Annotated in this window: 22 protein-coding genes and 1 tRNA gene; 17 read left to right on the top strand and 6 right to left on the bottom strand. The window is 61.9% G+C overall.

Annotated features, from left to right (window positions below; all coding sequences use genetic code 11):
• The first annotated feature begins 26 nt into the window (after window positions 1-26).
• A complete protein-coding gene (locus tag J2W46_RS06635; protein ID WP_020069421.1) occupies window positions 27-491 on the top strand; it encodes a DUF2214 family protein in 465 nt (154 codons plus the stop codon).
• Between the two features lie 73 nt (window positions 492-564).
• On the opposite strand, the gene J2W46_RS06630 is transcribed toward J2W46_RS06635, so the two are convergent.
• From J2W46_RS06630 to J2W46_RS06610, 5 genes are all read right to left on the bottom strand, one after another.
• Window positions 565-2,442: an ABC transporter ATP-binding protein gene (locus J2W46_RS06630; RefSeq protein ID WP_310352336.1), complete on the bottom strand. Its 1,878-nt coding sequence runs from the start codon at window positions 2,440-2,442 to the stop codon at window positions 565-567.
• 519 nt (window positions 2,443-2,961) lie between these two features.
• Window positions 2,962-3,036: transfer RNA gene (locus J2W46_RS06625), tRNA-Val, on the bottom strand.
• A gap of 48 nt (window positions 3,037-3,084) precedes the next feature.
• Window positions 3,085-3,819, bottom strand: a complete 735-nt coding sequence (gene dnaQ / locus J2W46_RS06620) for a DNA polymerase III subunit epsilon (protein WP_087754231.1) — start codon at window positions 3,817-3,819, stop codon at window positions 3,085-3,087.
• Between the two features lie 78 nt (window positions 3,820-3,897).
• A complete protein-coding gene (rnhA, locus tag J2W46_RS06615) occupies window positions 3,898-4,344 on the bottom strand; it encodes a ribonuclease HI (RefSeq protein ID WP_006051973.1) in 447 nt (148 codons plus the stop codon).
• Complete coding sequence (locus J2W46_RS06610) at window positions 4,341-5,258, bottom strand: class I SAM-dependent methyltransferase (protein WP_310352332.1); 918 nt, start codon at window positions 5,256-5,258, stop codon at window positions 4,341-4,343. The genes rnhA and J2W46_RS06610 overlap by 4 nt, the downstream gene beginning before the upstream one ends.
• A gap of 19 nt (window positions 5,259-5,277) precedes the next feature.
• Between J2W46_RS06610 and gloB the strand changes: the two genes are divergently transcribed.
• The 7 genes from gloB (at window position 5,278) to J2W46_RS06575 (ending at window position 15,513) form a co-directional block, all read left to right on the top strand.
• A complete protein-coding gene (gene gloB / locus J2W46_RS06605) occupies window positions 5,278-6,069 on the top strand; it encodes a hydroxyacylglutathione hydrolase (RefSeq protein ID WP_310352328.1) in 792 nt (263 codons plus the stop codon).
• Window positions 6,070-6,225: 156 nt separating this feature from the next.
• On the top strand, window positions 6,226-7,875 hold the full coding sequence (locus tag J2W46_RS06600) for a transglycosylase SLT domain-containing protein (RefSeq protein WP_020069427.1): 1,650 nt from the start codon (window positions 6,226-6,228) through the stop codon (window positions 7,873-7,875).
• Window positions 7,876-8,075: 200 nt separating this feature from the next.
• The gene (locus tag J2W46_RS06595) at window positions 8,076-9,314 is read left to right on the top strand and encodes an MFS transporter (RefSeq protein WP_310352325.1); all 1,239 of its coding nucleotides are present in this window, start codon (window positions 8,076-8,078) and stop codon (window positions 9,312-9,314) included.
• Between the two features lie 457 nt (window positions 9,315-9,771).
• The gene (carA, locus tag J2W46_RS06590; RefSeq protein ID WP_310352323.1) at window positions 9,772-10,926 is read left to right on the top strand and encodes a glutamine-hydrolyzing carbamoyl-phosphate synthase small subunit; all 1,155 of its coding nucleotides are present in this window, start codon (window positions 9,772-9,774) and stop codon (window positions 10,924-10,926) included.
• 95 nt (window positions 10,927-11,021) lie between these two features.
• Window positions 11,022-14,276, top strand: a complete 3,255-nt coding sequence (gene carB, locus J2W46_RS06585) for a carbamoyl-phosphate synthase large subunit (protein ID WP_310352321.1) — start codon at window positions 11,022-11,024, stop codon at window positions 14,274-14,276.
• 230 nt (window positions 14,277-14,506) lie between these two features.
• Window positions 14,507-14,983, top strand: coding sequence for a transcription elongation factor GreA (greA, locus tag J2W46_RS06580; protein ID WP_020069431.1), 477 nt, complete (start codon window positions 14,507-14,509; stop codon window positions 14,981-14,983).
• Window positions 14,984-15,003: 20 nt separating this feature from the next.
• A complete protein-coding gene (locus J2W46_RS06575) occupies window positions 15,004-15,513 on the top strand; it encodes a DUF4149 domain-containing protein (protein ID WP_310352320.1) in 510 nt (169 codons plus the stop codon).
• Between the two features lie 142 nt (window positions 15,514-15,655).
• Here the strand turns inward: J2W46_RS06575 and J2W46_RS06570 are convergent, their stop codons facing one another.
• On the bottom strand, window positions 15,656-16,183 hold the full coding sequence (locus J2W46_RS06570; RefSeq protein WP_020069433.1) for a YhbY family RNA-binding protein: 528 nt from the start codon (window positions 16,181-16,183) through the stop codon (window positions 15,656-15,658).
• A 223-nt stretch (window positions 16,184-16,406) separates the two neighbouring features.
• Between J2W46_RS06570 and J2W46_RS06565 the strand changes: the two genes are divergently transcribed.
• The 9 genes from J2W46_RS06565 to phoU all read left to right on the top strand — a co-directional run bounded on the left by J2W46_RS06565 (window position 16,407) and on the right by phoU (window position 26,604).
• On the top strand, window positions 16,407-17,069 hold the full coding sequence (locus J2W46_RS06565; protein WP_020069434.1) for an RlmE family RNA methyltransferase: 663 nt from the start codon (window positions 16,407-16,409) through the stop codon (window positions 17,067-17,069).
• A gap of 230 nt (window positions 17,070-17,299) precedes the next feature.
• Window positions 17,300-19,189 carry an ATP-dependent zinc metalloprotease FtsH gene (gene ftsH, locus J2W46_RS06560; protein WP_006051983.1) on the top strand — a complete coding sequence of 630 codons (1,890 nt, stop codon included), beginning with the start codon at window positions 17,300-17,302 and terminating at the stop codon, window positions 19,187-19,189.
• A gap of 98 nt (window positions 19,190-19,287) precedes the next feature.
• Entirely contained in the window at window positions 19,288-20,172 is an 885-nt protein-coding gene (gene folP, locus J2W46_RS06555) for a dihydropteroate synthase (protein ID WP_374726817.1), read from the top strand.
• A 27-nt stretch (window positions 20,173-20,199) separates the two neighbouring features.
• Window positions 20,200-21,558 (top strand): phosphoglucosamine mutase, encoded by a 1,359-nt coding sequence (glmM, locus tag J2W46_RS06550; protein ID WP_310352315.1) that lies wholly within the window; start codon window positions 20,200-20,202, stop codon window positions 21,556-21,558.
• A 326-nt stretch (window positions 21,559-21,884) separates the two neighbouring features.
• A complete protein-coding gene (gene pstS, locus J2W46_RS06545; RefSeq protein WP_087754224.1) occupies window positions 21,885-22,916 on the top strand; it encodes a phosphate ABC transporter substrate-binding protein PstS in 1,032 nt (343 codons plus the stop codon).
• Window positions 22,917-23,109: 193 nt separating this feature from the next.
• Window positions 23,110-24,111 (top strand): phosphate ABC transporter permease PstC, encoded by a 1,002-nt coding sequence (gene pstC / locus J2W46_RS06540; RefSeq protein ID WP_027804860.1) that lies wholly within the window; start codon window positions 23,110-23,112, stop codon window positions 24,109-24,111.
• Window positions 24,108-25,004 carry a phosphate ABC transporter permease PstA gene (gene pstA, locus J2W46_RS06535; protein ID WP_131319830.1) on the top strand — a complete coding sequence of 299 codons (897 nt, stop codon included), beginning with the start codon at window positions 24,108-24,110 and terminating at the stop codon, window positions 25,002-25,004. The genes pstC and pstA overlap by 4 nt, the downstream gene beginning before the upstream one ends.
• A 17-nt stretch (window positions 25,005-25,021) precedes the next feature.
• Window positions 25,022-25,870: a phosphate ABC transporter ATP-binding protein PstB gene (pstB, locus tag J2W46_RS06530; RefSeq protein ID WP_020069440.1), complete on the top strand. Its 849-nt coding sequence runs from the start codon at window positions 25,022-25,024 to the stop codon at window positions 25,868-25,870.
• A gap of 29 nt (window positions 25,871-25,899) precedes the next feature.
• Complete coding sequence (gene phoU, locus J2W46_RS06525; protein ID WP_020069441.1) at window positions 25,900-26,604, top strand: phosphate signaling complex protein PhoU; 705 nt, start codon at window positions 25,900-25,902, stop codon at window positions 26,602-26,604.
• The last annotated feature ends 5 nt before the right edge of the window (window positions 26,605-26,609 follow it).

Genomic DNA, 26,609 nt, shown 5'->3' with positions numbered 1-26,609 from the left:
GTGCCGTGTCGTTTGCAGGAGTCGCTATGCTGGTTCGCTGGTTGCTTGCCGCTCTTCATCTGCTCGCTTATGGCTTCGCACTTGCGTCGATTCTGCGGCGCACGTGGGCGCTGCGCCGTGCCGCGGTGCCAGCCGCGCTCCGCTCGGTATTCCGGGCCGATACACGCTGGGGCCTCTCCGCACTCGTGTTGATCGTTACCGGCTTGATGCGCGTTTTCGGCACGTATGAGAAGGGCGCCGATTACTATCTCCACGAGCCGCTCTTCCACGTCAAGATGACGCTGCTCGTGATAATCCTCGTGCTGGAAGTTCCGTCGATGCTGGCGTTAATGCGCTGGCGCGCATCGATACGAAAAGGCGCTGCGCCGGAGCTGCAAAACGCGCGTCGCTATGCGCATTTGAGCGTGATTCAGACTGTGTTGCTCGTGTTGATGGTCTTTGCGGCAACCGGCATGGCGCGCGGCATCGGTTTGCCCTCGGGCGCGGTGTAACGATAGCGGCGCGCCGGCGGAATATGCCTTGTACGAAGACATATTCCGCAAGACACGCCGGATCTTTCCCTCTTCAGTCATTGACCAGCAGGCTTGAATCGTCCACCGCGTGGCTGCGCGCGCGGGGCCGTTCGTGCGATGCCGGCGCTTCATTCAAGCCCTTGATCAGTTCCAGCGCCTGACGCTCGAACAGACGCCGGTAGAGTCCGTTCTCGAGTCGGATCAGCGTCTCGTGGCTGCCTTCTTCGATTACCTTGCCCTTGTCGAGCACGAGCAAGCGGTCGAGCGCGCGCACAGTCGAAAGGCGGTGTGCCACGACGAGCGTCGTGCGGCCTTGCATCAGCCGCTCCATCGCCTGCTGGATCAGCACTTCGCTTTCGCTGTCGAGGCTCGACGTGGCTTCGTCCAGAATCAGGATGGGTGCATCCGCCAGAAACGCCCGCGCGATCGCCACGCGTTGGCGCTCGCCTCCCGAGAGCTTGATGCCGCGCTCGCCGACCAGCGTGTCGTAAGCATTGGGCAGCGCGCTGATGAAGTCGTGCGCGTTCGCGAGTCGCGCGGCGTGTTCGATCTCGGCGCGGCTCGCGTCCGGACGTGCATACGCGATGTTTTCCGCGAGCGAACGGTGAAACAACACCGGCTCCTGCTGCACGATGGCAATCTGACTGCGCAACGACGTCTGCCTGACTTGCGCGATGTCCTGACCGTCGATCGTGATGCGGCCTTCTGACACGTCGTAAAGACGCTGAATCAACTTGATGAAGGTGGTCTTTCCCGAACCCGAATGGCCGACCAGCCCGACGCGTTCTCCGGGCGCGATGCGCACGGAGAAGTCGCGATAAAGCGGCGTGGCGTCCGCCCCATAGTGAAACGTCACATGCTCGAAGCGGATCTCGCCTTTGCCGATGACGATCGGACCTGCGGCCGGGCGATCTTCGATGCCGAGCGGCTGACGCTCCAGCGAGACGAGTTCTTCCATGTCGTTGACCGAGCGTTGCAAGTTGCGAATGTGCATGCCGACCTCGCGCAGATAGCCTTGCAGCATGAAGAACATCGTCAGCGCGAAAGTGATGTCGCCGACGCTCGCCTCACCGCGCAACCACAGTAGCAGCGCGGCGCCGAGAATTGCCGTCTGAATCGCCACCAGCATCGCGCCTTGCACGCCGCCGTTGATCGTGCCGCGAATCCACGTGCGGCGCGTGCGGTTGCGCCACTTGCCGATCACACGCGCAAGTAGCAACTCCTCGCGCTCTTCGGCGCCGAAAGCCTTGACCACACCGTTGCAACTGACCGCGTCCGCGAGCGCGCCGCCCATGCGCGTGTCCCACGCGTTGGCGAGGCGCGCGGCCGGCGCCACGAAGCCGCGCGACAGCGCGACAGTCACCGCGATATAGACTAACGAGCCGACACCGACCACCGCGCCCATCATCGGCCAACGCCAGCCGAGCAGCAGCGTCGCGCCCACCAGCATGACGAGCGACGGAAACAGCGCGATTAGCAGCGTGTCGTTGAGCAGATCGAGCGCCCACATACCGCGCGTGATCTTGCGCACCGTGGAGCCGGCAAAGCTGTTGGCATGCCAGTCGGTTGAAAAGCGTTGCACGCGATGGAATGCGTTGGCGGCGATCTCACTCATCATCTTCAACGTCAGCTTGATGATGTTGAAGTACATGGCCTGCCGAAGCAAAGTGGCGCCCAGTCCCAGCGCGGCCAGAACGCAGAAGGCCGTGATGGCTGCATGCCACGCGCTCGCACGTGCGGCCGGGCCGGATGCGATGGCGTCGACGAGGTGGCCGGCGAACATCGGCGTGAGCACGTCCGCCACGGCGGAGAGCATGACAAGCGCGGAAATGACGACAATGCGCCACGGCTGTTGAGCCCAGTGCCGGAAGGTGAAGCCGAGGACATCCTTGAACGCTTGCCCGCGAAAGTCGAGTTTTTTTCTGGTCATTTGCGACAACCCGTTCGCGCATGGCGCACCGGGGTTCCAGTCAGAAGCGAGATGGATAGACAGTTGAAGCGCGCCGCTTAACGGCAATGGAACTGCTGGCAATGAAACTGCTGGCAATAAGCCTGCGGACTTGGCTGCGAACTATCTGGGATTGCGCGGAGCGCCTTTTCAGGCCGACTTGCGCGGTTGACGAGTCAACGTCGTGGGACCATGTCAGGGATGGCCATATGCACTGCGAACATGTGACGCCTCCCTGTAGTCAATGAGGTGGAGAGAGTAGACGGGGCAAGTGTCCGAAAGCCGACTATATCAGCACTGTTTTGTCGCCGCAATCGACGAGGTTTCGTTGTTGACTCGCACGCACACCGTGGTGCCGACGACAGATATCGGCATGCAAGCAGCGAGAAATACAATGACGAGGCAAACCGGACGTGACGAAACTGGAAACACAAAACGGAAAAGGGCTTACGCATTGCTGCGTAAGCCCTTTTTTCTTCGGTGATCGACACACCAAAATTCTGGTGGGTAGTACTGGGATCGAACCAGTGACCCCTGCCGTGTGAAGGCAGTGCTCTACCGCTGAGCTAACCACCCGAAGAGAGCGAAATTATGCCGGGGATTTGCGAACTCGTCCAGCACTTTTTAAGCAGGTTGCTCATCCGACACGGGCACGGGTTCGAGGCGCCACACGCTCGTGCCTTTAATCGCCTTGTCGAGGCCATCCAGAACCGCCTGGTGTGCGGCTAGTTCTTCGTCGCTCGCGGCAATCACAACGAGGTCCAGCGAGTCGATGGCCACGCGCGGCGCATGCGCTTCGCCGCTGCCGTGCGATTCGCCAAGCATGTCGATGACAAGGCTTTCCTGGCCGCGTGTCATCGCCAGATAGACTTCGGCGAGCAGTTCCGAGTCGAGCAGCGCGCCGTGCAGCGTGCGATGCGCATTGCTGATGCCGAAGCGGTCGCACAAAGCGTCGAGTGAATTGCGCTTGCCGGGGAACATCTGCTTCGCACGCGCGAGCGTGTCGATGATCTCGCCGCAATAGGTGCTGACGGGCGGTAGGCCGAGCAACGCGAACTCGGCGTCGAGGAACCCGATGTCGAACGGCGCGTTGTGAATGATCAGGTCCGCGTCCTGAATGAAGTCACGAAACTGGTCGGCGATCTCGGCGAACTTCGGCTTGTCGCTCAGGAACTCGGTGGTCAGCCCGTGGACCGCCAGTGCGCCGGGATCACTGTCGCGCTCGGGGTTGATATAGAAGTGCAGATTGTTGCCGGTGAGCCGTCGGTTCACCAGTTCGACGCAACCCAGTTCGAGGATGCGGTCGCCGGTTCGGGCATTCAGGCCGGTTGTTTCAGTATCGAGGATAAGTTGACGCATGTTGGGTTAGCTTTGCCTCAGAATTGCAGCCGAAAATTTTGCGGGGAGAACATGGTCGCGCAGCCTGGCGGCCGACGGTCACAATTCCGCGAGCGACGCGACGCCGCGATTCGCAAGCTGATCCGCGCGTTCGTTTTCCGGGTGCCCGTTATGCCCGCGCACCCAGCGCCATTCGATCTCATGTTGCGCGACGAGCGCGTCGAGCCGCTTCCACAAATCGGCGTTTTTCACCGGTTGCTTTGCGGCGGTGACCCAGCCTTTCTTTTTCCAGCCGTGAATCCACTCGCTGATGCCTTTCTGCACGTACTGCGAGTCGGTGTGCACAACGGCTTTGCACGGACGCTTCAGCGCCTCGAGCGCGGAAATCACGCCCATCAGTTCCATGCGATTGTTGGTGGTATTCGCTTCGCCGCCGAACAGCTCTTTTTCCTGATCGCCGAAGCGCAGCAGCGCGCCCCAGCCGCCCGGGCCGGGGTTGCCCTTGCAGGCGCCGTCGGTATAAATGTCGATGATGTTTGCTGTCATTGAGTATGGTTGCGTGTGTTCGGTGTAGCGGCGGGCGCGAGGCCCGCGGCGAGGACGGGCTTTTTCACCTTGAGTGGTCCGACGAGGCGCATGCCGCGCACGCGCTTGATCGCCTTGATCATGTAGGTCGCGCCGAAGATCGGCCACCAGCGGTCGCCGGCGGCTTCCATGAAGCCATAGCGGGAGAGCCACTGATCGCTGTCGAGCGGCGGACGATAGCAGCCGAAGCGCCCGCGTTCAAGGTCGAAGCCGAGCAGCTTGATCCAGTCTTTCAGACGCGTGAAGGCGATCAGATCGACAGCGGCGGGCACGAACGGCCGGCCCGTCATCTTGCCGACCGATTGCCGCGCGCCCCACAGCGAAAGCGAGTTGAAGCCGAGAATGATCAACTGGCCTTCCGGCATCAGCACGCGCTCCGCTTCGCGCAGCAGGCGGTGCGGATCGCTCGTGAATTCGAGCGTGTGCGGCATCACGATCAGATCGACGCTCTGGGCTTCGAACGGCAAATCGAGCAGATCGCACCAGACCGCGCTGCGTCCGGCGGGCGAGGGCAGCGGTGCCGGCGCTGGTCCGCCGCGCATGGGGCCGTTGCCCGGGGCGCTTCTCAATCCGTCTCTCAATCCGTCTATGGAGCCGTCTCGCAAGCCGTCCATCGAGCCATTTCCGGCAAGTGCCTGAGCGCGCGGGAAACTATAAGGTGCACTCGCACCGCTCGCGGCATCGAGCACGAGCCCGCGACAGGGCATGCGGTTTTCGCGCAACGCGTCGAGCTGCGGCAGGCCGAGTTGCAGCGCGTGGTAGCCGAAAACGTCCGACACCACACGGTCGAGCTGCGTCTGTTCCCATTCCAGCACGTAGCGGCCGGGCGGCGAATCCGTCCAGGCGGGCCAGTCTATAATCGCTCGGTCAGTCATATCAAAGAATGCGTCGCCTATGAATGCGCTCGAGTACGTACCGGTCCCGGCGTTTGAAGACAATTACATCTGGGTCGTTTCCGACGGATACCATGCGGTAGTCGTCGATCCGGGTGAAGCCGCTCCCGTTCGCGCCTATCTGGCGAGGCGCGGTTGGCGACTGAGCGCTATTTTACTCACGCACCATCATCAAGACCATGTCGGCGGGGTAGCCGATCTGCTGAATGGCCAGGCCGTTCCCGTCTACGGGCCCGCTGGCGAAGCGATCGGGCATCTCACGCACCGTCTGAAACATGGCGATCCCGTGACGATCGCTGCGCCCGCGCTCGATTTGGGCGTACTCGAGGTCCCGGGCCACACGAGTGGCCACATCGCTTATTTTCAGGCGGCGGACCCGGGCGGCACGCCGCATGTGTTCTGCGGCGACACGCTGTTCGCCTGCGGGTGCGGGCGGCTCTTCGAAGGCACGCCGAGCCAGATGCTCGCATCGCTCGACTCGCTCGCGGCGTTGCCCGGCGCGACCGAAGTGCACTGCGCGCACGAGTACACGCTGTCCAACATCCGCTTCGCGCTCGCTTGCGATCCGGACAACGACGAACTGCTTGCCTGGCGCGACAAGGCGAGCGATCTACGGGCTCGCAAGGTGCCCACGCTGCCGACGACGATCGCTCACGAGCGCGCCGTGAATCCGTTCCTGCGTGCCGACAACCCCGCCATTCAGACGACCTTGCGGGAGCAGTTGCATGCCGACGTACCCGACCGGCTGGCGTCGTTTACATTGATGCGCGAGTGGAAAAACCGCTTCCGGTGACCGGGTTCGAGTTGGGCGCTTCCTCAAGCGAAGAATCGGAAGAATTCGCCAAGCCCTAGATTTGCTTGATATTTTGGTCAATTTCCGATTGACGTAGACGTTACGGTTTCGTACTATCGGCTGCAAATTCCAGCCCTTGTGGAAGCCGAGACGTTCATGCGATTTATCTTCAGTGCGTTGCTGGTCCTGACGCTCGCCGCCTGCGCGAGCCAGGGACCAACGACGAGCAGCCCCACCACCGCAACAAATCCCGCCAGCCAGCAAGCCGTAGCCGACGCACTCCGCAAGACAGCCACCGCCAAGGAAACCATCAATGTCGACCAGGGCTCAGTCACGCAGTTGACGAGCGCCGACGCCGATTTATGGGGCCGCATTCGCCGTGGTTTCCAGATGCCGGATCTGCAAACGGACCTCGTCGACATGCAGGTCAACTGGTACGCGCAGCGTCCGGATTACGTGCAGCGCATGACCGAGCGCTCGCAGAAATACCTGTATCACATCGTCGAAGAGCTCGAGGCGCGCCATATGCCGACCGAGCTCGCGTTGCTGCCGTTCATCGAATCGGCGTATAGCCCGCAGGCGTTGTCGGTGGCGAAAGCGGCCGGCATGTGGCAATTCATGCCGGGCACCGGCCGCACTTACAACCTCAAGCAGAACATGTGGCAGGACGAGCGCCGCGACGTGCTGGCGTCCACCAGTGCCGCGCTCGACTATCTGTCACGTCTGCACGACATGTTCGGCGACTGGCAACTGGCACTCGCTGCGTACAACTGGGGCGAGGGCAACGTGCAGCGCGCGATTGCGCGCAATGAAGCGGCGGGCTTGCCGACAGACTATCTGAGCCTGCGCATGCCCAACGAAACGCGCAACTACGTGCCGAAGCTGCAGGCGGTCAAGAACATCGTGTCGAACCCGCAAATGTACGGGCTCGCGTTGCCGTCGATCCCGAACCACCCGTATTTCGTGACCGTCACCACGTCGCACGATATCGACGTGGACATGGCCGCCAAACTGGCTAATCTCTCGCTCGACGAATTCCGTTCGTTGAACCCGTCGTTCAGAAAGCCGGTGATTCTGGGCGCTACGCAGCCGCAAATCCTGCTGCCGTTCGACAACGCGAGCGCGTTCGAGCGCAATCTGAAAACGTACTCGGGTTCGCTGTCGTCGTGGACCACGTACACGGTTACCGAGCGCTCGGCGCCGGCGGCCATCGCGCAAAAGATCGGTGTCGATGCCGACACGCTCATGGAAGTCAACAAGATTCCGGTCGGCATGCGTCTGAAGCCGGGTTCAACCATCGTCGTGCCGCGCGGTTCGGATGACGACGAGGACATCAGCGCGGACGTCGCCGAAAGCGCCGTGCTCGCTATGGAGCCCGACGTTCCCGACACCCGCAAAATGCTGATCCGCGTACGCCGCAATCAGTCCATGGCGGCTATCGCGTTGCGTTATGGCGTATCCGTCGGGCAGTTGAAGTCGTGGAACCGCACGCATCGGGATAGCGTGACGCGCGGGCAGGTCATCGTGCTGCACGTGCCGGTCGGCAGGACTGTTCCGAGCGAACCGGGTCCCGAACGTATCGCGACCGACGTCCAGGGCGGCGGTGTCCAGAAGATCGGCACGCGTGTGGGCGGCTCGAAAAGCGAATCGCACAACGACTCAAAGAAGGGACGCGGCCACTCCGCTGTAGTGAAGGTGTCCGAGCCGGTTGCCAAGGCCGGCAAGTCGAAAGCGTCTGTCGCGCCTGCTGGCAAAGTGACCAAAGTGTCGGCTTCCACGTCGAGCAAGACAAAGAAGAGCAAGTAAGCACGGCGGGGGCAATCGGGGCCCTTACTGGCCCCTTGCCTTTGGGGCTCCTCCAGCCGGTTCGCTGCGAACGTATTCCCGTTTCATCGACGCCGTCACCCTGTGGTGACGGCGTTTTCCATTTGCGGGGCCGGCGGCGGACATAGCCGAATTCCGATATCGTTCGTCATTTGGCCTGCGGCCAACCGGATATTGAGCGTATGTCGTCGACCCAGTTGCGCGTCTTTCTGCTGTTTTCTGCCGGTTATTTCGTGTCCTATGTGTTCCGGGGCGTCAATCTCGGTTTTGCGCCGTTTATCACCCACGACCTCGGGTTGTCCGCGGCCGACCTCGGCGTGCTGACCAGTCTGTACTTTCTCGGCTTCGCGGGCGCGCAAATCCCGGCCGGCGTATTACTCGACCATTTTGGCCCGCGGCGCGTGACGGCAGTCACCTTGCTGTTTGCCGCCGCGGGAATCTGGGTGTTCGGCGCGGCCCACAGCCTCGGAATGATGATGGCGGGGCGGTTGCTCATCGGCGTGGGCGTGTCCGTGTGCCTCGGTGCAGCATTCAAGGCGTTGGCGCAGCATTTCGCATCGGCGCGTCTGCCGCTGATGAACGGTCTCGTGATGGCGATCGGCGGCTTCGGCGGAGTCATGGTCGGCTCGCCGCTCACATGGGTGCTCACCTTCAGCAGCTGGCGCTCGGTTTGCGTCGGCCTGGGTCTGATGACGGTCGCCGTTGCGCTCGCTCAGTGGATGCTCGTTCCGGAGACAAATGAGACCCGTCATCAGGCGAGTATCGGCGCGCAGTTTCAGGGCACGCTGCATATTCTACGGAGCGCCACCTTCTGGAAAATCGCGTCGTTTTCGGTCGTCACGCAGGGCGTTTTCTATGCAATGCAATCGCTATGGGTCGGCGCGTGGCTGCGCGACGTTCAGGGCTTCGCGCCGAAAGAAGCCGCTGCGCTGGTGTCGATTCTTGGTTTCGCGATGATGGCTGGTTGCGTCGGTTTCGGCGCAGCGGCCCGCAGTCTGGAGCGGCGCGGCGTATCGCTGTATGCGTTCTGCGGCATCGGCATGACGCTGTATGTGTTGACCCAACTGCTGATCGTGTTCAATGCGCCGCTCCCGGCGAGCTTGCTGTGGGCTGCGTACGGAATCTTCGGCGGGACGGGCATTCTCACGTATGCGGTCATGGCGCGCAGCTTTCCGGCGCAGATGACCGGCCGCGTGAACACCACGCTGACATTGATCATTTTTCTACTGATCTTCGGCTTTCAGATCGGCGTGGGCGCCGTGTTGTCGCATTGGCCGGCGAGCGGCGGCCATTATCCGGCGGCCGCTCATCTCGCGGCGTGGGGAATTCTCATCGCGTTTCAGGTGCTCAGCGCAGTCTGGTACATGATTCCGGGGCGCAAGCCGGTGCACGCCGCGGCCCACGCTCAGCAGGACGCATGAGCCTTTTCCGGCGATTTTACGGGAAGCGGCTGAACCGGCATCCTACGGCTCGTACTATCCCGAATCCGGCAACGTAAAACTTGCCGGCTTGCCGTGCGAGCCCGCCCAATAAGGCTTTGACCGGATTGCCGTGGGTCGCGGAGGTGTCGGCGTGCCATCTTGGATTTGGAGGGAAGGGCAGTCTCAGGCTATAATTTCGCGGTTTGAGCTTATCAACCCGCACCCTAGCGCCTACCTCTTCCATACCGTTCATCCGCCGCGCGCCACTGGCGTAGCAAGCAGCCCGCACCAAGCCGATCCGTCCACAAAATGGACACATTGGACACCCCGCGCGCGCTTTGCAACGTCAACGGCAGTACGCGAGCGAGTCTGCGCGCGCATCGCATGATGCTGTCCGCTGCGGCTCGCAAACCGGATAGGCAGGTCGGCAACAGGGTGTTCCCCCAAGGAGTCTCCCGTGTTGCCGTCATTTTCTCCCGCTCTGCTCGCGCTCGCCGACGGCACGGTCTTTCGTGGTTATTCGATCGGCGCCCCCGGGCATACCATTGGCGAAGTGGTGTTCAACACCGCTATCACCGGCTATCAGGAAATTCTGACTGACCCGAGCTACGCGCGCCAGATCGTGACCCTCACGTACCCGCATATCGGCAACGTCGGCGTGAACGACGAAGACGTCGAAGCGACGAAAGTCCATGCCGCCGGGCTGATCATTCGCGACCTGCCGGTTCTCGCGTCGAATTTCCGCATGGAGCGCACGCTCACGCAGTATCTGCAGGACGAAGGCGTGGTCGCGATCGCCGGTCTCGACACCCGCAAGCTGACCCGCGTTCTGCGTGACAAGGGCGCTCAGAACGGCGCGATTCTCGCCGGTTCGGACGACGAGGCCAAGGCTATCGAACTCGCACGCTCGTTCCCGGGCCTGGCGGGCATGGACCTCGCGAAGGTCGTGTCGACGAAAGAAACTTACGAGTGGACGCAGACCGAATGGCGTCTGGAAAGCGGCTACGGCAAACAGAATGCGCCGAAGTATCGCGTTGTCGCGTTCGACTACGGCGTCAAGTACAACATCCTGCGCATGCTCGCTGAGCGCGGCTGCCACGTGACCGTGCTGCCGGCAGAGGCATCCGCCGCCGACGCGCTCGCGCTCAATCCGGACGGCATCTTCCTGTCGAACGGCCCGGGCGATCCTGAGCCGTGCGACTACGCGATCGCGGCCACGAAGGAACTGATCGAGCGTGGCATTCCTACGTTCGGCATCTGCCTCGGCCACCAGATCATGGGCCTCGCGCTCGGCGCCAAGACCGTGAAGATGAAAACCGGCCACCACGGCGCCAACCATCCGGTGAAAGATCTGGACGACGGCCGCGTGATCATCACGTCGCAAAACCACGGCTTCGCAGTGGACGCCGACACGCTGCCGGCCAACGCGCGCGTCACGCACGTGTCGCTCTTCGACGGCACGCTGCAAGGCTTCGCGCTGAGCGACAAGCCCGCGTTCTGCTTCCAGGGCCATCCGGAAGCGTCGCCGGGCCCGCACGACATCGCCTATCTGTTCGACCGCTTCACCGCGTTGATGGACGCGAAGAAGGCCGGCAAGACCGCGGCGGCATAACGAGCGCGGCCAGAAGCAGCGAGAGGTAAAGCGCGCGCAACGCCAGGCGGCGCGCGCTGACGGAAAGAATTCAGGAATACATTAGCGAGAGCGTTATGCCCAAGCGGACAGACATCAAGAGCATTCTCATTATCGGCGCGGGTCCGATCATCATCGGCCAGGCGTGCGAGTTCGATTACTCGGGCGCGCAGGCATGCAAGGCGCTGCGTGAGGAAGGCTACAAGGTCATCCTCGTCAACAGCAATCCGGCGACGATCATGACCGACCCGAACACGGCCGACGTGACTTATATCGAGCCGATCACGTGGGAAGTGGTCGAGCGCATCATCGCCAAGGAGCGCCCGGACGCGATCCTGCCGACGATGGGCGGCCAGACCGCGCTGAACTGCGCGCTCGATCTGCACGCGCACGGCGTGCTGGAAAAGTACAAGGTCGAGCTGATCGGCGCATCGCCGGAAGCAATCGACAAGGCGGAAGACCGCCAGAAGTTCAAGGACGCGATGACCAAGATCGGTCTCGGTTCGGCCAAGTCGGGCACCGCGCATTCCATGGAAGAAGCGCTGCAGGTTCAGGCGCGCATCGCCGTTGAAACCGGCAGCGGCGGTTATCCGGTCGTGATCCGCCCGTCGTTCACGCTCGGCGGTTCGGGCGGCGGCATCGCGTACAACCGCGAAGAGTTCGAGGAAATCTGCAAGCGCGGTCTCGACCTGTCGCCCACGCGCGAGTTGCTGATCGAAGAATCGCTGCTCGGCTGGAAAGAGTACGAGATGGAAGTGGTCCGCGACAAGAAGGACAACTGCATCATCGTTTGCTCGATCGAAAACCTGGACCCCATGGGCATCCACACCGGCGATTCGATCACGGTCGCGCCGGCTCAAACGCTCACGGACAAGGAATATCAGGTTCTGCGTAACGCGTCGCTCGCGGTGCTGCGCGAGATCGGCGTGGACACCGGCGGTTCGAACGTGCAGTTCTCGATCAATCCGAAAGACGGCCGGATGATCGTGATCGAAATGAACCCGCGCGTGTCGCGTTCGTCGGCGCTGGCGTCGAAGGCGACCGGCTTCCCGATCGCCAAGGTCGCGGCCAAGCTTGCAGTCGGCTACACGCTCGACGAGCTGAAGAATGAAATTACCGGCGGCCAGACGCCGGCGTCGTTCGAACCGACGATCGACTACGTCGTTACCAAGATTCCGCGTTTCGCGTTCGAAAAATTCCGCGAAGCCGATTCGCGCCTGACCACGCAAATGAAGTCGGTCGGCGAAGTCATGGCGATCGGCCGCACTTTCCAGGAGTCGTTCCAGAAAGCGCTGCGTGGTCTTGAAGTGGGCGTCGACGGTCTGGACGAAAAGACCGATAACCGCGACGAGATCATCCGCGAGATCGGCGAAGCCGGTCCGGACCGAATCTGGTACGTCGGCGACGCGTTCCGTATCGGCATGACGGCGCAGGAAATTTTCGAAGAGACGTCGATCGACCCGTGGTTCCTCGCGCAGATCGAGCAGATCATCCTGAAGGAAAAGGCGCTGGCCGGCCGTACGCTCGCGAGCCTCTCGAAGGAAGAACTGAAGTATCTGAAGCAAAGCGGTTTCTCGGACCGGCGTCTCGCGAAGCTCGTCGGCGCGAAGCCCGCCGAAGTGCGCGCTCGCCGGATTGAACTGAACGTGCGCCCGGTGTACAAGCGCGTCGATACCTGCGCGGCCGAGTTCGCCACGAAAACCGCCTACATGTACTCGACCTACGAGGAAGAGTGCGAGGCTAATCCGACGAACAACAAGAAGATCATGGTCCTGGGCGGCGGCCCGAACCGGATCGGCCAGGGCATCGAGTTCGACTACTGCTGCGTGCATGCCGCGCTCGCCATGCGCGAAGACGGCTACGAAACGATCATGGTCAACTGCAACCCTGAAACGGTTTCGACCGACTACGACACGTCCGATCGTCTGTACTTCGAATCGCTGACGCTCGAAGACGTGCTCGAAATCGTCGACAAGGAAAAGCCGGTCGGCGTGATCGTGCAATACGGCGGCCAGACGCCGCTGAAGCTCGCGCTCGATCTCGAAGCGAACGGTGTGCCGATCATCGGCACGTCGCCCGACATGATCGACGCGGCCGAAGACCGCGAGCGTTTCCAGAAACTGCTGCAGGACCTCGGCCTGCGCCAGCCGCCTAACCGCACCGCGCGCGCCGAAGACGAAGCGCTCAAGCTCGCCGACGAAATCGGCTATCCGCTGGTGGTGCGTCCGTCGTACGTGCTGGGCGGCCGCGCAATGGAAATCGTCCACGAGCCGCGCGACCTCGAGCGCTACATGCGCGAGGCCGTGAAAGTGTCGAACGACTCGCCGGTGCTGCTCGACCGCTTCCTGAACGACGCAATCGAATGCGACGTGGATTGCATTTCGGACGGCGAAGCGGTGTTCATCGGCGGCGTGATGGAGCATATCGAACAGGCGGGCGTGCATTCGGGCGACTCGGCTTGCTCGCTGCCGCCGTACTCGCTGTCGGGCGAGACCATTGCCGAACTGAAGCGCCAGACCGGTGCAATGGCGAAGGCGCTGAACGTGGTCGGCCTGATGAACGTGCAGTTCGCGATTCAGCAAGTTCCGCAGGCGGACGGCTCGAAGCAGGACATCATTTACGTGCTGGAAGTGAATCCGCGTGCTTCGCGCACGGTGCCGTACGTGTCGAAGGCGACCAGCCTGCCGCTCGCGAAAATCGCAGCGCGCGCTATGGTCGGTCAGAAGCTCGCGGAACAAGGCGTGACGAAGGAAATCGATCCGCCGTACTTCAGCGTGAAGGAAGCCGTGTTCCCGTTCGTCAAGTTCCCGGCTGTCGACCCCGTGCTCGGGCCGGAAATGCGTTCGACCGGCGAAGTGATGGGCGTCGGCCAAACGTTCGGCGAGGCGCTTTTCAAGTCGCAGCTGGCGGCGGGCTCGCGTCTGCCGGAGTCGGGCACGGTGCTGTTGACCGTGATGGACGCCGACAAGCCGAAGGCCGTCGAAGTCGCGCGCATGCTGCACGAACTCGGCTATCCGATTGTCGCAACCAAGGGCACGGCGGCTGCGATCGAAGCGGCCGGCGTGCCGGTCAAGGTCGTGAACAAGGTGAAGGACGGCCGCCCGCACATCGTCGACATGATCAAGAACGGCGAAATTGCGCTGGTCTTCACGACCGTCGACGAGACGCGCGCCGCGATCGCCGACTCGCGCTCGATCCGCATGAGCGCACAGGCGAACAAGGTCACGTACTACACGACCATGTCGGGCGCGCGCGCGGCCGTCGAAGGCTTGCGCTACCTGAAGGATCTGGAAGTCTATGATTTACAAGGCTTGCACGCTCGCCTAAACTAAGGCTTCGAGTTCCTGTCCAAGATGTAAGTGCCGCGGTTAAGCGGCGTTCCGCAGGTGCTGTGTCTCGGTTTCTTCCGGGTCGCCGGCTCCCACGGAATGCACTTAACCGCGGTGTTTTTTTACGGCCGCTTTTTGTTTCAAAGCACTCCTCGCATCTGGCTCTTTCGCTTCAGATGCGGCGCGGGGCTCAGCGAACCGGAAGCGGCCCGGCGTTTTCACGAGAGTTGTTTATGAGCACTATTCCATTGACTAAGCGCGGCGCAGACATGTTGCGCGACGAATTGCAGCGCCTGAAATCGGTTGAGCGTCCCGCCGTGATCAACTCGATCTCGGAAGCGCGCGCGCAGGGCGACCTGTCGGAAAACGCAGAATACGACGCAGCGAAGGAAAAGCAGGGTTTTATCGAGGGCCGCATCGCAGAAATCGAATCGAAGCTCGCCGGCGCTCAGGTGATCGATCCGTCCAAAGTGGACGCGGATGGCCGCGTGGTGTTCGGCGCAACGGTCGAACTCGAAGATCTCGCCTCGGGCGCTTCGGTCAAATATCAGATCGTCGGCGACGACGAAGCGGATATCGACCACGGCCTCATTTCCATTAGTTCGCCGATTGCGCGCGCACTGATCGGCAAGTCGGAAGGCGACGTGGCGTCGGTGCAGGCGCCCGGCGGCGTGCGCGAGTACGAAATCATCGCAGTTAGCTACGTTTGAGGGCCGCTCAGGTGTCCCTGATGCCGCATCGGATTTTCCGTCTGCTGACGGTGGTGTGGGTCGGCAGCCTGCTGACTATCGGCTATGCCGTCGCGCCTGTGCTGTTCACTTCGCTCGACCGGACAACGGCGGGCGCAGTGGCCGCGCAGCTGTTTCGCATCGAAGGGGTGCTCGGCGCCGTGTGCGGCATTTTGCTGCTCGGCCTCGCGAACGTGGTGATCCGGCGCGGCGGCAACGCGTATCGCCGGTTGCGCTGGCTTGTCGCGGGAATGCTGGTGTGCGTGCTGGTTGGTTATTTCGCGCTGCAGCCGTTCATGAATGCGATGCGTATCGCCGCGGTCGAAGCGGGCACCGATGTCGGGCACTCCGCCTATGCTGCGCGCTTCGGCATGCTGCACGGCGTTTCGAGCCTGTTCTATCTGATTGAAAGCCTGCTCGGCCTGGTTCTGGTCTGGAAGCTGCCGCTGGGCGAGGGCGCTGGTTCAGTACAGCAGGGCGCCCCCGATGTTTCGGGCAAAGTGACAGGCTAAAGCGCCGACTAGAGGGCCGCTGCTGTGATGTGGCGCTCGCTTGTGCTGTCGGCGCGCCAGGCGAAGAGCGCGGCCGAACGTTGAAGTCAAAGCTGGCCGCAGGCAATAGGCGCGGAGCTCGCCGCACCTTTCATACGTTTGCTTATTTCGACTGATGCGCGCGCTTGGCGCTTGTTTGCCGCTTTTTCGCGCGTTTGATGTTGCCGCCTTGCGTGACGCGTTCGTTCCCGCGCACCAGCACGGCTTTCGCTTTGGGCTTGCGCATGGGCACTTCGCTAGGCTTGACGACTTTCACGACGCGCGGCGCGCGGCCCTTGCCGGGCTTCGCTTCGACAGCGGCTTCGCGGGCGCTCGGCAATGCGCCGCGCTTGCTCTTTACCGCAGGTTGCGCTGCGGCCTCCGGCTTCCAGATAACCAGCAGCTTGCCGATATGCTGGATCGGCGCGGCGTTCAGCGTGTCGCAGATCTGTTCGTAAATGGCGATGCGTTCTTCGCGTTCGTCGCCGAACACACGGATCTTGATCAGCTGATGAGCGGCGAGGTGGACCTTGATCTCGGCGAGCACGGCGTCGGTCAAACCTTCGGCGCCGACGAGCACGACCGGTTTGAGCGCATGTGCCTGGGAGCGCAACTCGGCGCGTTGGTCGGAAGAGACTTTGAGGGCGGGCATGTGAAGTGGGAGACTCGACTAAAATGGCAGCGCCTGCGTGGCCTATCCCGTCTTTCGATTGATTCGGTTTGGGCGCAATCGGGATACGAGTGGGACAGTACGGCAGGCGGCGCGTCAGAACAACAGAATCGCGGATAACTGCCGGTTTTTGGCGGTCGCCGCGCGAATTAACCGCGTATTATCCGCTAAAGCGTGACATGACGCAGCAAGAGTTCAACGTTTAATGGCAAAAAACAAGTTCAACACGGCGTGGTTGCACGACCACATCAATGATCCTTACGTAAAGATGGCGCAGCGCGAAGGCTATCGTGCCCGCGCAGCGTACAAGCTGAAGGAAATCGACGAGCAGGACAAGCTGATCCGCCCGGGGCAGGTCATCGTCGATCTGGGCTCCACGCCGGGCAGCTGGAGCCAGTATGCGCGCAACAAACTCGCCAAAGGGTCGCGGCGCGACGCCGAGCGGGAAGGCGGGATCGACGGCACAATTATCGCGCTCGACGTGCTGCCAATGGAGCCGGTCGCCGACGTCCACTTCATTCAGGGCGACTTTCGCGAAGACTCGGTGCTGGCCCAGTTGGAAGAATTAGTGGGAGAGCGCCAGGTGGACCTTGTAATTTCGGATATGGCGCCCAACCTGTCAGGCGTGGCCTTGGCGGATGCCGCGCGGATCGAGCATTTGTGCGATCTCGCGCTGGAATTCTCGCAGAATCACCTGAAACCGGATGGAGCCCTTTTAGTCAAATGCTTTCACGGCAGTGGTTACAGCCAGATTGTCGAAAAGTTCAAGCGCCAGTTCAAGGTGGTGGCTGCCCGCAAGCCGAAGGCTTCGCGGGACAAGTCGTCAGAAACGTTTATTTTGGGTAAGCATTTGAAGCGCCCCGCGTAGGGCGGCCCGCGTAGGGCTTCCCGTATAGGGCGGCCAACGTAAGGCCTGCAGAATGGTTCAGCGTCTGTCCATAAATGCGCTGATGACGGTGGAAATTTGCACCGTTACAGCCCGCTACGCTATTTCTGTGGTAGCGAAACCTTATGGCAGGGGTCTGCGGACTGGATTAGAATGCTTTCGTGGTGCCGCAAGGCAAATGTAGGCGCCCGTCTAAGTGAAGGAGTGGTGCTTTGAACAACAATATGTTTTCGAAAGCAGCAGTGTGGCTGGTTATCGCACTGGTGCTATTTACGGTGTTCAAGCAGTTCGACAAGCCCCGTGTCCAGGAAGGCGTTTCCTATTCGCAGTTCATGGACGACGCGAAGAACGGCAAAGTCAAGAACGTCATTGTCCAGGGGCGGAACCTCACGGTCACTCCAGCAGACGGCCAGAAGTACCAGATTGTGTCGCCCGGCGACATCTGGATGGTCGGCGATCTGATGAAGTATGGCGTTCAAGTAAGCGGCAAGGCTGACGACGAACCTAATGCGCTGGTGTCTGCGCTGTATTACCTCGGGCCGACGATCCTGATCATCGGTTTCTGGTTCTACATGATGCGACAGATGCAGGGGGGCGGGAAAGGCGGCGCGTTCTCGTTCGGCAAGTCTCGTGCGCGTCTGATCGACGAAAACAACAACGCAATCAATTTCACCGACGTCGCAGGTTGCGACGAAGCGAAGGAAGAAGTCTCCGAACTGGTCGATTTCCTGCGCGATCCGCAGAAATTCCAGAAGCTGGGCGGCCGCATTCCCCGTGGCGTATTGCTGGTCGGCCCGCCGGGAACCGGTAAGACGCTGCTCGCGCGCGCCATTGCCGGCGAAGCGAAAGTGCCGTTCTTCAGCATTTCGGGTTCGGACTTCGTCGAAATGTTCGTCGGTGTCGGCGCGGCGCGTGTGCGCGACATGTTCGAGCAGGCGAAAAAGCATGCACCGTGCATCGTGTTCATCGACGAAATCGACGCGGTCGGTCGTCATCGCGGCGCCGGCATGGGCGGCGGTAACGACGAGCGCGAGCAGACGCTGAATCAGATGCTGGTCGAGATGGACGGTTTCGAGGCGAATTCGGGTGTGATCGTGATCGCCGCAACCAACCGTTCGGACGTGCTCGACAAGGCTCTGCTGCGTCCGGGCCGTTTCGACCGCCAGGTCTATGTCGGTCTGCCGGACATTCGTGGTCGCGAACACATCATGAAGGTTCACCTGCGCAAGGTGCCGATTTCGAACGACGTCGACGCAGCGGTGATCGCGCGTGGCACGCCGGGCTTCTCGGGCGCCGATCTGGCGAATCTCGTGAACGAAGCTGCTTTGTTCGCGGCGCGTCGCGGCAAGCGCATCGTCGAAATGACGGACTTCGAAGACGCGAAAGACAAGATCTTCATGGGCCCGGAGCGCAAGTCGGCCGTGATCCGCGAAGAATCCAAGCGTGCCACCGCGTATCACGAGTCGGGTCACGCAGTCATCGCCAAGCTGTTGCCGAAAGCCGATCCGGTGCACAAGGTCACGATCATTCCGCGTGGCCGTGCGTTGGGCGTCACGTGGCAGTTGCCGGAGCATGACAACGAAACGTACTCGAAAGACTACCTGCTCGATCGTCTCGCCATTCTGTTTGGCGGCCGTGTTGCAGAAGAGCTGTTCCTCAACCTGATCAGCACCGGCGCGTCGGACGACTTCAACAAGGCCACGCAAACCGCGCGCGCCATGGTGGCTCGTTTCGGCATGACGGACGCGTTGGGACCGATGGTCTACGTTGACGACGAAAACGACGCAACGCCGTTTGGTCGTGGCTTCACGCGTACCATTTCGGAAGCAACGCAGCAGAAGGTCGACGCCGAAATCCGGCGCGTGCTGGACGAGCAATACAACCTCGCGAAGCGCCTGCTGGACGAAAACCGCGACAAGGTCGAAGCAATGACCGCCGCGCTGATGGAGTGGGAAACGATCGACGCCGATCAGATCAACGACATCATGGCAGGCCGTCCGCCGCGCTCGCCTAAGAGCTCGCCGCCGTCGGCAAGCGACGCTTCGTCGGGCGGCAGCCCCGGCACCGAAGTCAAGCCGGGCAGCGCGACCGCTCCGGCCTGATCGGCTATCAGTAGAAAGTGCGGGCCGGTGTGTTTCACACCGGCCCGTTTTGCATTTATCCGTCATAAGTGATGTAACGCTACGTGGCCACAGTCGCTATTCCTCCTCCCCGTATCCCGGAGCCGTTGCAATGCGGCCGGTTCAAGCTGAGCTTTGAACGCCCGTTGGTCATGGGCATCCTGAACGTCACACCAGATTCGTTTTCCGACGGCGGCCAGTATGCGATGCGCGGCGATGCGTTGCGTCAAGCCGAACGCATGCTGCTTGACGGCGCGGACATCATCGACATTGGCGGCGAATCCACGCGTCCGGGCGCGCCGCCAGTGCCGCTCGACGAAGAGCTAGAACGTGTGATCCCACTTGTCGAGCAACTGCGCGGCGCCAACGTGCCGCTATCCGTCGACACCTATAAGCCCGAAGTAATGCGCCACGCGCTCGCCGCGGGCGCCGATCTGATTAACGACATCTGGGGCTTTCGCATGCCCGGCGCCGTCGACGCGGTCCGCGAAAGCGACTGCGGTCTGTGCGTCATGCATATGCTCGGCGAGCCGCAGAGCATGCAACTGGGTGAACCGGCTTACGGCGACGTCGTCAGCGAAGTCCGGCAGTTTCTGGAAGAACGGGTGGACGCGCTCAGACAGGCGGGCATCGCACGGGATCGCATCAGCGTCGACCCCGGTTTCGGTTTTGGTAAGGCAGTGGTCGAGCATAATTACGCGCTGCTCGCGGCTCTGCCGGATACGGCGCCGCGCGGCGAGCCGCCATATCCCATTCTTGCGGGAATGTCGCGCAAATCGATGATCGGCGCGGTCACCGGACGGGCGGCGCCGGAGCGCGTCGCCGGCAGCATCGCTGCGGCCGTTTGCGCGGCGGAACGCGGCGCCGCGATTGTCCGCGTGCACGACGTCGCACAAACAGTAGACGCATTGAAAGTCTGGGTAGCCCTGCGCAACGCGGCGAATCACGCCGGCCCGCGCGGTTGAACCCACAGCCAAGGAGGAACATAAAAGATGGCACGTCGTTATTTCGGCACGGACGGAATTCGGGGAAAGGTCGGTGAAGGGCCCATCACGCCGGAATTTGTATTGCGGCTCGGCTATGCGGCCGGCAAGGTGCTGGTCGGTGCAGACCGTTGGGCACGCACGGGCACGCGGCCAACCGTGCTGATCGGTAAAGATACGCGGGTGTCCGGCTACATGCTCGAGGCTGCGCTCGAAGCCGGTTTTTCCGCAGCAGGCGTCGACGTGATGCTGGCCGGTCCAATGCCTACGCCGGGCATCGCCTATCTGACGCGCGCGTTGCGGCTCGCGGCCGGCGTGGTGATCAGCGCGTCGCACAATCCGTATTACGACAACGGCATCAAATTCTTTTCCGCCGACGGCAACAAGTTGCCCGACGAGGTCGAATCGCAGATCGAAGAGCACCTTGAGCTGCCGCTCGCCTGTGCTTCGTCTGAGCAGCTCGGCAAGGCGCGGCGTCTCGACGACGCCGCCGGCCGCTACATCGAGTTCTGCAAAAGCACGTTTCCCGCGGCGTTCGATTTGCGGGGACTGAAGCTGGTGGTCGACTGCGCGCACGGCGCCGCGTATGACGTCGCGCCGCACGTCTTTCACGAGCTCGGCGCGGAGATCATCCCGATTGGGGTTGCGCCGAATGGCTTCAATATCAACGACGGCGTCGGTGCGACCGCACCGGATGCGCTCGTGCGGGCGGTGCGGGCCAACCACGCCGACCTGGGCATTGCGCTCGACGGAGACGCTGACCGTCTGCAGGTCGTCGACGCGGCAGGGCGCCTGTATAACGGCGACGAACTGCTGTACGTGCTGGTGAAAGATCGTATCGCGACCGACGGCAAGGTCGAAGGCGCGGTCGGCACCTTGATGACCAATATGGCGGTCGAAGTCGCGTTGCAGGCGGCAGGCGTCAAGTTCGTGCGCGCGGCAGTTGGCGACCGCTACGTGCTCGAACAGTTGCGGGAGCACGGCTGGCAGCTCGGCGCGGAAGGGTCGGGCCACATTCTGTCGCTCGACCGCCATTCCACTGGCGACGGCATCGTGTCGGCGCTGCTCGTGCTCGCCGCCATGAAGCGCAGCGACAAGACGCTGGCCGAACTGCTCGACGGCGTCACGCTGTTCCCGCAAAAGCTGATCAATGTGCGGATGAAACCGGACGCCGACTGGAAGAGCAGCGACGCGATCCGGCGCGCCATCGCCAGCGCTGAAGACGCGCTCAATGGCCGCGGACGCGTGCTGATTCGCGCTTCGGGCACCGAGCCGGTGCTGCGGGTCATGGTGGAGGCGGAACATGCCGACGATGCGCTTCGTCATGCCGAATCCATCGCGACTGCGGTGAAGCAGGCGACAGCTTAAGCGGGCGCCTCAATGCGCGGGCGTGGGCCGACCATCGACGGCCCAGCCCGCGCATGCGCGAGTTTGATTGCGGCGAGCCGATGCGCACTCCCGCATCGCTAGATCCCCACGCTCCACCGCAAACCCTCACCCCATCTTTTTCGCCTAATCTATACAAGCACCGGGCAACGACGCGCCCGCTCCGTGATTTACCCACCACGCCTTTCACCTTCGTAAACCCACTGTCACGTACGTTTCACGGTAAGTCACGTTACTGTCACAAAGAGACCCTAAGCTTCGCGGTGTTCGTCTTACTCGCTCACACCGCTCACACCTTGGAGGTTTCGATGAAATTGATGCAAACCGTGTTCGCTGGCGTCGCTGGCGCGTTCTTCGCGATCGCAGCGCAAGCCGCAGACATCACCGGCGCGGGCAGCACCTTCGCAGCACCGATTTATACGAAGTGGGCCGACGCCTATCAGAAGTCCGGCGGCGGCAAGGTTAACTATCAGGGTATCGGTTCGTCGGGCGGCGTGAAGCAGATCGTTGCCAAGACCGTCGATTTCGCAGGCTCCGACGCTCCGCTGAAGGACGACGAACTCGCCAAGGACGGCCTGTTCCAGTTTCCGACGGTGGTCGGCGGCGTGGTGCCGGTCGTCAACGTACCGGGCGTGAAGCCGGCTGAACTCGTCCTGTCGGGCGAAGTGCTCGGCGATATCTATCTGGGCAAGATCAAGAAGTGGAACGATCCCGCGATCGTTGCACTGAACCCGAAGGTGAAGCTGCCGGACACGGACATCGCCGTGGTTCGCCGCGCCGACGGTTCGGGCACCAGCTTCATCTGGACGAACTACCTGTCGAAGGTCAACACGGAATGGAAGTCGAAGGTCGGTGAAGGCTCGACGGTCAACTGGCCGACGGGTACGGGCGGCAAGGGCAACGACGGTGTCGCCGCATTCGTGCAACGTCTGCCGGGCGCAATCGGCTACGTCGAATGGGCCTACGCCAAGCAGAACCACATGACCTACGTCGCGCTGAAGAATTCGACGGGCACGGTGGTCGAGCCGAAGACGGAAACGTTCAAGGCAGCGGCAGCAGGCGCGGACTGGTCGAAATCGTTCTACCAGATCCTGACGAACGAGCCGGGCAAGAACGCATGGCCGATCGTCGGCGCGACGTTCGTGCTGTTGCACACGACGCAGGAAAAGGCACCGCAAGGCACCGAGACGCTGAAGTTCTTCGACTGGGCATTCAAGAACGGCACGCAAGCCGCGAACGATCTCGACTACATTTCGCTGCCGGAATCAGTCGTGTCGGAAATCCGCACGCAGTGGAAGTCGAAGGTCAAGGACGCAGCGGGCAAGCCGCTCGCCGAGTAAGCGTTGCCCCAGCAGAAGTAGCAGGCAACGGCTGTACGTAACACATTGGCCGTCCTCGCGTGAGGACGGCCAATGGCATTAACCGGCACGTCCCGGCGACGTACCGGCACCCGGCAACATCAGTCGGTACTCACGCATTACCGGCCGCGCGGCATACGTCGCACGGCAACTGGAAAAGGTCCATCAGGCTCTTATGTCCGACATCCAACTCGCGTCAGGCGCTTCGCGGGCGACACCGCCCGGCAGCGCGTCCCAGCAGAAAGCGCCCAGCCGCGCCGGCGACGTGATCTTCGGCGGCCTCGCGCGCCTTGCCGCTATCGTCACGCTGTTGCTGCTCGGCGGCATCATCGTTTCGCTGATCGTCGCATCCATGCCGTCGATCAAGCAATTCGGCCTCGGCTTCCTGTGGAGCGCGCAATGGGATCCGCCGAGCAAGCAGTTCGGCGCACTCGTGCCGATCTACGGCACCATCGCCACATCGATCATTGCACTCATCATCGCGGTGCCCGTCAGCTTCGGCATCGCACTTTTTCTGACGGAACTCTCGCCCGCATGGCTGCGCCGGCCGCTCGGCATCGCGATCGAACTGCTCGCCGCGATTCCGTCCATTGTCTACGGCATGTGGGGCCTGCTCGTGTTCGCGCCGATCTTCGCGACGTGGTTCGAGAAGCCGCTCGGTGCCGTACTTGGCGGCATTCCGGTGGTCGGTGCGCTGTTTCAGGGCGCGCCCATCGGCATCGGCATTCTGTGCGCGGGAGTGATTCTCGCGATCATGATCATTCCGTACATCGCTTCGGTGATGCGCGACGTGTTCGAAGTCACGCCGGTCCTGCTCAAGGAATCGGCTTACGGCATCGGCTGCACGACGTGGGAAGTAATGTGGAAGATCGTGCTGCCCTTCACGAAGAGCGGTGTGATCGGCGGCGTGATGCTCGGCCTCGGCCGGGCGCTCGGCGAGACCATGGCCGTGACCTTCGTGATCGGCAATACGAATCTGCTCGATAACGTGTCGCTCTTTTCGCCGGGCAACAGTATCACGTCGGCGCTCGCCAATGAATTCGCCGAAGCGGATCCGGGCCTGCATACGTCGGCCCTGATGGAACTCGGCCTCATTCTGTTCGTGATTACATTCATCGTGCTGGCGATTTCAAAGATCATGCTGCTTCGTCTCGAGAAAGGGGAGGGCGCCAAATGAGCCAGTCCACCTTGAACATGCCGGGTTCGAACGACGCAGCCGCGCTCGAAAAAATGCGCGTGCGTCTGCAAGGGCGCCGGCGCATGAAGAACGCGATGGCGCTGACGTTGTCGCTCGCCGCGATGGCCTTCGGTCTGCTGTGGCTGATCTGGATTCTCTACACGACGCTGCGCCTCGGTATCGGCGGTTTGTCGATCGAGCTGTTCACGCAGTCCACGCCGCCGCCGAACACCGATGGCGGCGGTCTCGCCAACGCGATCGTCGGCAGCTTGATGCTGGTTGTGCTTGCAACGTTCGTCGGCACGCCGATCGGCATTCTTGCAGGCGTGTATCTCGCGGAATACGGACAGAAAGGCTGGCTCGCGAGCGTCACCCGGTTCATCAACGACATTCTGCTGTCGGCGCCGTCGATCGTGGTCGGTCTGTTCGTCTACGCGCTCGTCGTCGCGAAGATGGGGCACTTCAGCGGCTGGGCCGGCGTATTCGCGCTCGCGCTGCTGCAGATTCCGATCGTGATCCGCACCACCGAAAACATGCTCAAACTCGTGCCGAACGCACTGCGTGAGGCGGCGTTCGCGCTCGGCACGCCGAAGTGGAAGATGGTGTTGTCGATTACGCTGAAGGCATCCATTGCGGGCATCGTCACCGGCGTGCTGCTCGCCGTCGCGCGTATTGCCGGCGAAACGGCACCGCTGCTTTTCACCGCGTTGTCGAACCAGTTCTTCTCGGCGGATCTGGGCCAGCCGGTCGCGAACCTGCCGGTCACGATCTACAAGTTTGCGATGAGCCCGTTCGCGCAGTGGCAATCGCTCGCGTGGGCCGGCGTCTTCCTGATCACGCTCGCGGTGTTGGGACTGAACATCCTCGCGCGCACGATCTTCACGAACAAGTAAGGGCGGAGTGTAATCCGATGAATATGGCAGAAACTCAACTCAATCCGATCTCGCGTCCCACTGCGCCCGCCGGTTTCGATCCCGCACAAGGCGGCCAGGAGCCGTCGCCGTCGCGCCCGAAGATCGAAGTCAACGACCTGAACTTCTTCTACGGCAAGTATCACGCGCTGAAGAACATCAATCTGCAGATTCCCGAAGGCAAGGTGACCGCGTTCATCGGCCCGTCGGGTTGCGGCAAGTCGACGTTGCTGCGTACGTTCAACAAGATGTACGCGCTCTATCCGGAGCAACGCGCCGAAGGCGAAATCCTGATGGACGGCGAAAACCTGCTGACCTCGAAGCGCGATATCTCGCTGCTGCGCGCGCGCATCGGCATGGTGTTTCAGAAGCCGACGCCGTTTCCCATGTCGATCTACGACAACATTGCGTTCGGCGTGAAGATGTTCGAAACGCTGCCGCGTTCGGAGATGGACGATCGCGTCGAATGGGCGCTCACGAAGGCCGCGTTGTGGAACGAAGTGAAGGACAAACTCGGCCAGAGCGGCTACGGCTTGTCCGGCGGCCAGCAGCAGCGTTTGTGCATTGCGCGCGGCATCGCGATCCGCCCGGAGGTGTTGTTGCTCGACGAACCATGCTCGGCGCTCGACCCGATTTCGACGGGCCGTATCGAAGAACTGATCGCCGAACTGAAGAGCGACTACACGGTGGTAATCGTCACGCACAACATGCAACAGGCGGCCCGCTGTTCGGACTACACTGCCTATATGTATCTTGGCGAGCTGATCGAATTCGGCGACACCGAAAAGATCTTCATCAAGCCGGTCCGCAAGGAAACCGAAGACTACATTACGGGCCGCTTCGGCTAATCGGCCGGGCAAAAACAACGGAGTACGACATGTCCGATAAACACCTGTCCAGCCAGTTCGACGCCGACCTGAATCTGGTTTCCTCGAAGGTGCTCGAAATGGGCGGCCTCGTCGAATCGCAGATCGTCAAAGCGATGCAGGCGCTCAACGAGTTCGATCTCGACATCGCCGAGCAAGTGATCGCGGCAGAAGACCGCCTGAACACGATGGAAGTGGAGATTGACGAGGAGTGCAGCAACATCATCGCGCGCCGTCAGCCGGCCGCACGTGATTTGCGCTTGCTGATCGCAATCTCCAAGACCATCACGAATCTGGAGCGCGCGGGCGACGAGGCCGAGAAAATCGCCAAGCGCACCAAGCGTCTCATGGAAGACGGCGCATCGCGCACCATCAATATCGCCGAAATCAAATTGTCGGGCGAAATGGCGGTGTCGATTCTGCGCCGCGCGCTCGACGCGTTCGCGCGTCTCGACACGGTCGCCGCCGCGCAGATCGTGCGCGACGATAAAGCGATCGACGAAGAATTCCGCGCGTTCGTGCGTAAGCTGATTTCGTACATGACCGAAGATCCGCGCTCCATTTCGGTGGGCCTCGATTTTCTGTTCATCGCGAAAGCCATCGAGCGGATCGGCGACCATGCGAAGAACATCGCCGAGTTCATCATTTACATCGTGAAGGGTACGGACGTGCGGCACAAGTCGCGCGACGCGCTCGAACGCGAAGCACTCAGTTAATCCAG

Origin of the sequence: Paraburkholderia strydomiana, from assembly GCF_031456815.1 — a bacterium.
GTDB classification, from domain to species: Bacteria; Pseudomonadota; Gammaproteobacteria; order Burkholderiales; family Burkholderiaceae; genus Paraburkholderia; species Paraburkholderia caledonica.
This window is presented reverse-complemented; position numbering and strand designations above follow the sequence as displayed.